6 protein-coding genes and 1 pseudogene are annotated in these 6,466 nt (G+C 57.6%); 4 read left to right on the forward strand and 3 right to left on the reverse strand.

The features are described 5' to 3' along the window. Positions 1 to 1,273, reverse strand: a 1,273-nt coding sequence (locus tag Q8K05_RS12280; protein ID WP_305246881.1) for a histidine kinase, incomplete at its 3' end; no start/stop codon positions are given. A 329-nt stretch (positions 1,274 to 1,602) separates the two neighbouring features. Here Q8K05_RS12280 and Q8K05_RS12285 point away from each other — a divergent pair. The 4 genes from Q8K05_RS12285 to Q8K05_RS12300 all read left to right on the forward strand — a co-directional run bounded on the left by Q8K05_RS12285 (position 1,603) and on the right by Q8K05_RS12300 (position 5,553). Then, the gene (locus Q8K05_RS12285) at positions 1,603 to 2,328 is read left to right on the forward strand and encodes a Crp/Fnr family transcriptional regulator (RefSeq protein WP_305246882.1); all 726 of its coding nucleotides are present in this window, start codon (positions 1,603 to 1,605) and stop codon (positions 2,326 to 2,328) included. 15 nt (positions 2,329 to 2,343) lie between these two features. Then, positions 2,344 to 3,453 (forward strand): phosphotransferase, encoded by a 1,110-nt coding sequence (locus Q8K05_RS12290; RefSeq protein WP_305246883.1) that lies wholly within the window; start codon positions 2,344 to 2,346, stop codon positions 3,451 to 3,453. Positions 3,454 to 3,509: 56 nt separating this feature from the next. Further along, positions 3,510 to 4,769 (forward strand): acyl-CoA dehydrogenase family protein, encoded by a 1,260-nt coding sequence (locus tag Q8K05_RS12295; RefSeq protein WP_305246884.1) that lies wholly within the window; start codon positions 3,510 to 3,512, stop codon positions 4,767 to 4,769. 79 nt (positions 4,770 to 4,848) lie between these two features. Beyond that, entirely contained in the window at positions 4,849 to 5,553 is a 705-nt protein-coding gene (locus tag Q8K05_RS12300; protein ID WP_305246885.1) for a glutathione binding-like protein, read from the forward strand. Between the two features lie 429 nt (positions 5,554 to 5,982). Here Q8K05_RS12300 and Q8K05_RS12305 read toward each other — a convergent pair. Further along, positions 5,983 to 6,051: pseudogene (locus tag Q8K05_RS12305) on the reverse strand (maleylacetoacetate isomerase); the annotation flags it as partial. Between the two features lie 16 nt (positions 6,052 to 6,067). Then, the coding region (locus Q8K05_RS12310) for an FAD-dependent monooxygenase (RefSeq protein WP_305246886.1) at positions 6,068 to 6,466 on the reverse strand (399 nt) is incomplete at its 5' end.

Below are 6,466 nucleotides of genomic sequence, written 5' to 3' on the forward strand. Positions count from 1 at the left end.
CACCTATGACTTTTTCGGCCATTGCGGTTAATTTATCGACATCCTCGATGAGTGGATTGTCGGCCAAAGCCTTATTTCGTATGGCACTTAGTCCCAGCTTCAATCCGATATATGGCTGAATAGCCGTGTCATGAAGATTCAGTGATATTTTTTGTCGCTCCCGAGATGCAGCTTCCGAGGCCATCCTGTCGAGAAGCTCAATGTTCTCTATAACAGGAAATGCCTGCTCGGAAATATGGCCTAAAAACACGGCGTCTGCTTTAGAAAATGATCCTTCGCGTGAAACGACATAAATACGGCCATCTTGTTTTCTTAATGGCAAAGGTGCGCTGATAAATGTACGCGCATCCAGAAGCTCGGCCAGACTTCTGCTTGATTGTTCATCGTTTTTTACCCATCGATGCCCAGTGCTGTCATACGCCAGAGATTCTTCAAATAGAGACGACATGGCAGGCCAAAGCGGGCGGCTATATACAAGGATACGGTCTTCTGAAAGAGCCAGGAGCGGCGCTGCCGCTTCTGCATTCACTGGATCAGCGCTTATCGATTGTGGTGCATCTCCTCCATTTATCGTACGCAAATAATAAGCGCCGGACTCTTTGTTCCGTACAATAAAAATACAGCTACTAGCCTTGAAAAATAGCCGCGTTTGTTCAAGAACATTGGTGATGGTGTGATCGACTCCAAAACGTGGATTTGACAACCGACTCACATCGCGGAGCAGCTCCAATTGACGCATTAATCTTACTTTTGATTCGCCCCAGTGGACGCTCATATAGCCAAGCGTAAGAAGAAATGTCGTGCGCAGCAATAACCTTGGAAGGTCATTTTGCGACTCCAACGCCAAGCCAGATACGGCGAATAATACGGCCGAAGCGATGGTAATTTTTGCACCCTCTTCAAACCCCCATCGAAAGGAGGAAGTCAGAATGGCGAAAAAAAAGAAAAGGAAAAAAAAGCTGTCAACACCGCCTGTAAAAACAACGATCAACGCAAACCAGAGTACATCCAGCCGGTGAATCAGCATGCTTTGGGAAAACGGCTTATTCAACAGAGAATAAACGTAAATGACGATACTGTGAAAAAGGTAACCGAAAAAGACGAGCCAGGTAAAACCGTCCACGCCGCTTAAACCTGAAGGATCAATAAAAACCGCCAGCAGCACCGACACAGCCAACACCATGCGCATCCGGCTAACCATTTGTGCATCGGCGGCATTCGTGGCAAAGCTTGAGTCAAATTCGCTTTTCCTGTCAACACCGAATCTCAGCATGTGCCCTCTCCCCCTATTCGCTCCTCATCATTAAATACCGAATAGAACATTTGGATGCAAAAAAAACAGTTTCGATCTGTTCAAGGTCACGTCCTCCTGAAATTTTCTGGCCCAGCCAGCCCTTGAGCACTGAATATTTAAACGCGCGACCTACAAGTCAGCTTCATGTAAGAATTCTACGATTAATAACAATGAATACTGGCAAGCTACAAACTCCTGACCGTGATGTAGCCGCAACTTCGCATGACGCCCGTGCGACTGCCCAAGTAACTCAGGGCGCGTCCCTGGAGCGACAATGTAAAGCTTGTTAGTCACTCAAAAGACAGCCCATGGACGATCCTATTCTTACGATAGACGAAAGAGCGGCCATCAACAGCGGCCGCTGGTTTTCATCCCTGTCCCCATCCCTCAGACACGACATACTTCGATGCGCCTACGTCAAACGCTACAAAGACGGCGAACTCATTTGCGCCCGGGGCGACCCGCCGGAAGAGTGGATTGCCTGCGCCACAGGCGCGGTGCGCGTGAGTTCAACGTCGATCTCGGGAAAACAGGTCACGCTGACCTATGTGGAGCCGGGCATCTGGTTTGGCGATGTGGCAATTTTCGACGGCGAACGGCGCACGCACGACGCTTATGCACATGGCTCCACGACCACCCTGTGCGTGGCGCGCGGCGATCTGCGAAAGATCTTGAGCCTGCACGTCGAGTTGTACGAAGCCCTGCTGCGCCTGCACGCACGGCGCATCCGTCAGTTGTTCGGCCTGGTGGAAGACCTCAACACCCTGCCGCTGCGGGCGCGCCTGGCCAAGCAGTTGCTGCACCTTGTGCGCAGCTACGGCGTACCGAGTCTGGCCGATGGCCGCGAGGTGCGCATTGGCCTGCAATTGGCGCAAGAGGAGCTGGCCCAGTTGCTGGGCGCCTCGCGCCAACGCGTCAACCAGGAACTCAAGTCCATGGAGCGCGAGGACACGATTCGCATCGAACCGGGTGGCCTGGTGGTGCGCAATCGCGAAGCCCTGATGCGCATTTCTGAAGCTGAAATTGACAAATAGGCAAGTACCCACAGCATGAGCAATTTCGACCACTTTGTAGGAACCCGGGCTGTCTCGGGGGCCAACGCCATTGACGCAGAAGCCCTGACAGCCTACCTGAAGCAGCACCTGGAAGGATTCGAGGGCCCGCTGACGCTTGAAATTTTCAAGGGAGGCCAGTCGAATCCAACCTACAAGCTGCTCACGCCAGGCGCGTCTTACGTGATGCGCGCCAAACCCGGCCCGGTCGCCAAACTGCTGCCGTCTGCCCATGCGGTGGAGCGCGAGTTCAAGGTCATGCGGGGGCTCCAGGGCACCGGCGTGCCTGTGCCCAAAATGTATTGTCTTTGCGAAGATGAAACCGTGATCGGGCGCGCTTTTTATGTGATGGAGTTTGTCGAAGGCCGTGTGCTGTGGGACCAGGCCCTGCCCGGCATGAGCAACCGCCAGCGCGGCGAGATTTACGATGAAATGAACCGCGTCATCGCCGCGCTGCACAAGGTCAGCTATGCAGAGCGCGGCCTGGCCGACTACGGCAAGCCCGGCAACTACTTTGAGCGTCAGATCGGCCGCTGGAGCAAGCAGTACATCGCTTCGGCCGATGGCGCGGGCCCCATGACCCAGCCCATCGCCGAGATGACCAGCCTGATGCAATGGTTGCCAGCCCACATTCCGGCCAGTGCGCGGGACGAAAGCCTGACCTCCATCGTGCACGGCGACTTCCGGCTCGACAACCTGCTGTTTCACCCGAGCGAGCCGCGCGTGTTGGCGGTACTTGATTGGGAGTTGTCCACGCTGGGTCATCCGCTGGCGGACTTCAGTTACCACTGCATGGCCTGGCATATTCCACCGGGCACGTTTCGCGGCATTGGCGGACTGGATGTCGCCAGCCTGGGTATTCCCACGGAGGCCGAGTACATCCGCCGCTACTGCGAGCGCACCGGCCTGACCACGCCCGAGGCCCTCAAGGCCGACTGGAACTTTTATCTGGCCTACAACCTGTTTCGGCTTGCCGCGATTTTGCAGGGCATTGCCAAACGCGTTGAAGCAGGCACCGCTTCGAGCGCGCAGGCCGTCAGCTCGGCAGCTGGCGCCCCCCTTCTGGCCAAAATGGCTTGGGACTTTGCCCTTAAGAGCAAGTCCTGAGTCCAGCGCCGAATTCAGTCCCCGTTCAAACCACTCACACCACCCCAGGAGATTTCATGGACTTCAACTACACCCCCAAAGTACAGGAACTGCAGGCGCGCCTGCTGAAGTTCATGGACCAGCACATCTACCCGAACGAAGCGCGCTTCTTCCGGGAAATTGCCGAGAATCGCGCCAAGGGCAATGCCTGGATTCCCACCACGATCATTGAAGAACTCAAGCCCAAGGCACGCGCAGCGGGTTTGTGGAACCTGTTTTTGCCGCACTCGCCACGGGCACCCGAAGGCCTGTCCAACCTGGAATACGCGCCTTTGTGCGAAATCATGGGCCGCGTGCCCTTCGCGGCGGAGGTGTTCAACTGCTCGGCGCCCGACACCGGGAACATGGAAACCATTGCCCGCTACGGCTCTGAAGCCAACAAGGACCAGTGGCTGGAGCCACTGCTCAAGGGCGAAATCCGTTCAGCCTTCCTGATGACCGAACCGGAAGTTGCTTCGTCCGACGCCACCAACATTGAATGCCGCATCGAGCGCGATGGCGACGACTACGTACTCAACGGACTCAAGTGGTGGTCGTCCGGTGCCGGCGATCCTCGCTGCGCGATCTACATCGTCATGGGAAAAACCAACCCCGATGCCGGCCGCCACGAGCAGCAATCCATGATTCTGGTGCCCGCCAATGCGCCCGGCATCACCGTGATTCGCCCGCTCACCGTGTTCGGCTACGACGACGCGCCGCACGGCCACATGGAAGTACGGCTGACCAATGTGCGCGTGCCTGCCAGCAACCTGCTGCTGGGCGAAGGCCGCGGCTTTGAAATTGCCCAGGGCCGACTTGGCCCCGGACGCATTCACCATTGCATGCGCAGCATTGGCAGCGCCGAGCGCGCACTGGAGCTCATGTGCAAACGCCTGAACACCCGCATTGCGTTTGGCAAGCCTATCGCAGCCCAATCGGTCTGGCGCGAACGCATTGCCGAGGCCCGCTGCATGATCGAGCAGGCGCGGCTGCTGACGCTCAAGGCCGCCTACATGATGGACACCGTGGGCAACAAGGTTGCCAAGGCCGAGATTGCCATGATCAAGGTGGTGGCGCCCAACATGGCCTGCCAGATCATTGACTGGGCCATCCAGGCCCATGGCGGCGGCGGCGTGTCGGATGACTTTCCGCTGGCCTACGCCTATGCCCACCAGCGCACATTGCGCCTGGCCGACGGCCCGGACGAAGTGCACCGCGCCTCGCTGGCCAAGCTGGAACTGGCCAAGCATTTGCTGATGCCAGGTGAGGTCGAAATGCCAGTGACACGCGGCAGTTAAGCCGCTCGCCAGGGTTGAACACGGTTTCTGCTTTTCCCGTAAAGTGCAGCACGCAATGCTGCGCTAAAAGGAACTATCAATGATCGATGTTTATTCCTGGCCCACGCCCAATGGCCACAAGGTCCATATCATGCTGGAGGAATGTGGCCTTCGCCTGGGGCGTGACTGGCAGGTTTTTCCGGTCAATATCGGGACCGGCGACCAGTTCAAACCCGAGTTTCTTGCCATCAGCCCCAACAACAAGATTCCGGCGCTGGTCGACCCCCATGGCCCGGACGGTAAACCGATTGCCCTGTTCGAGTCGGGTGCCATCCTGCTCTACCTGGCGGCCAAAACCGGCAAGCTGCTGCCCAAAACCGACCGGCTCAAATTCCAGGTGCTGCAGTGGCTGATGTTCCAGATGGGCGGCGTCGGTCCCATGCTCGGACAAGCCCACCATTTCCGGATGTATGCACCCGAGAAGGTCGATTACGCCATCAAGCGCTACACCAACGAAGCCAAGCGCCTCTACGGCGTGATGGACAGGCAGTTGGCCACCCGCAAATTCATCGCCTGCAACCAGTACACCATCGCCGACATCGCCATATTTCCGTGGCTGCGCAGCTGGGAAAACCAGGGGATTGACTGGGCCGACTACCCGCACCTCAAAAAGTGGTTTGACCTGATCGGCGACCGCCCGGCCGTGCAACGCGGCGTGCAGGTGTTGGCAGACCTGCGCCGCCCCATCACCGGCGACAAGGAACGAGAAATCCTGTTTGGCAACACGCAGTACCAAAAACGCTGAATTTCAAGGAAAAACAGGCTCTAGCCTTTATGCAGCGGGCGATGATAGCTATATAAATAGTAGCGTTTTCAAAAACACCCAGAGAACGACAGGACTGGTTTGCCCTGGCTTGAACAGTCAAACTGCGGCGCGTGCTGGGTCTTGATCGGTTTTGTGCGGATGATTGGGGCAGTGCCACCAGGTGTCAGGCCGCCATGCACCACCACCTCTGGGGTGAATTCCATCAAGATCCAAGTCCCGCAATCCCAATGCAAACGGCTCACTGAGTTGTCCCCGCGGCCTGTGGCCTACGCTGTGGATAAGGTGCGGCATAACTCGCCAAAGCCGCGTCAGCATTGGGCTGGCGGAGCATGCTTTAAAAACAGGCACCCGCCGCTACCTGGAGGCCTCGGCGTCATCCGCACCTCATCGCGATGCGGGTCAGGGCGGGCCCTTCAGGTTCAGGACAATGCGCAGGCGGTGCGACGTGCCGCTGCGGAAAATGTTGTAAAGCTTCATCGGTGTCAATCCCTGCTCAGTCCGTGGCCAGGCAGTTGTTGACGTTCCAGCCGTACAGCCATTCCATCGCGTCATAAAACCGCTCGGGGGTGCGGCCTTTCCACAGGTCGTTGCGCACCAGGCGTTCCACGCCCTTGGCGTGGTAGATGCGGCCCATCTCGCGGCTGGACAGCACGATGCGGGCGGTACGCGCCACACGGGAGCGCTGGTACAGATCAAACGCCTTGATGAAGTCATTGTTGTTGACGCGCAGCGCCTCGCCCAGCGTCACGCCGTCTTCCATCGCCATGCAGGCACCTTGCGCCATGTACTGCGTAGTCGGGTGGGCGGCGTCGCCCAGCAAGGTGGCGCGGCCAAATGACCACTGGCCAATCGGCTCACGGTCGGCGGTGGCCCAGCGCTTCCAGGTCTTGGG

It is taken from the genome of Polaromonas sp. (assembly GCF_030682935.1).
Lineage (GTDB): Bacteria > Pseudomonadota > Gammaproteobacteria > Burkholderiales > Burkholderiaceae_C > Polaromonas.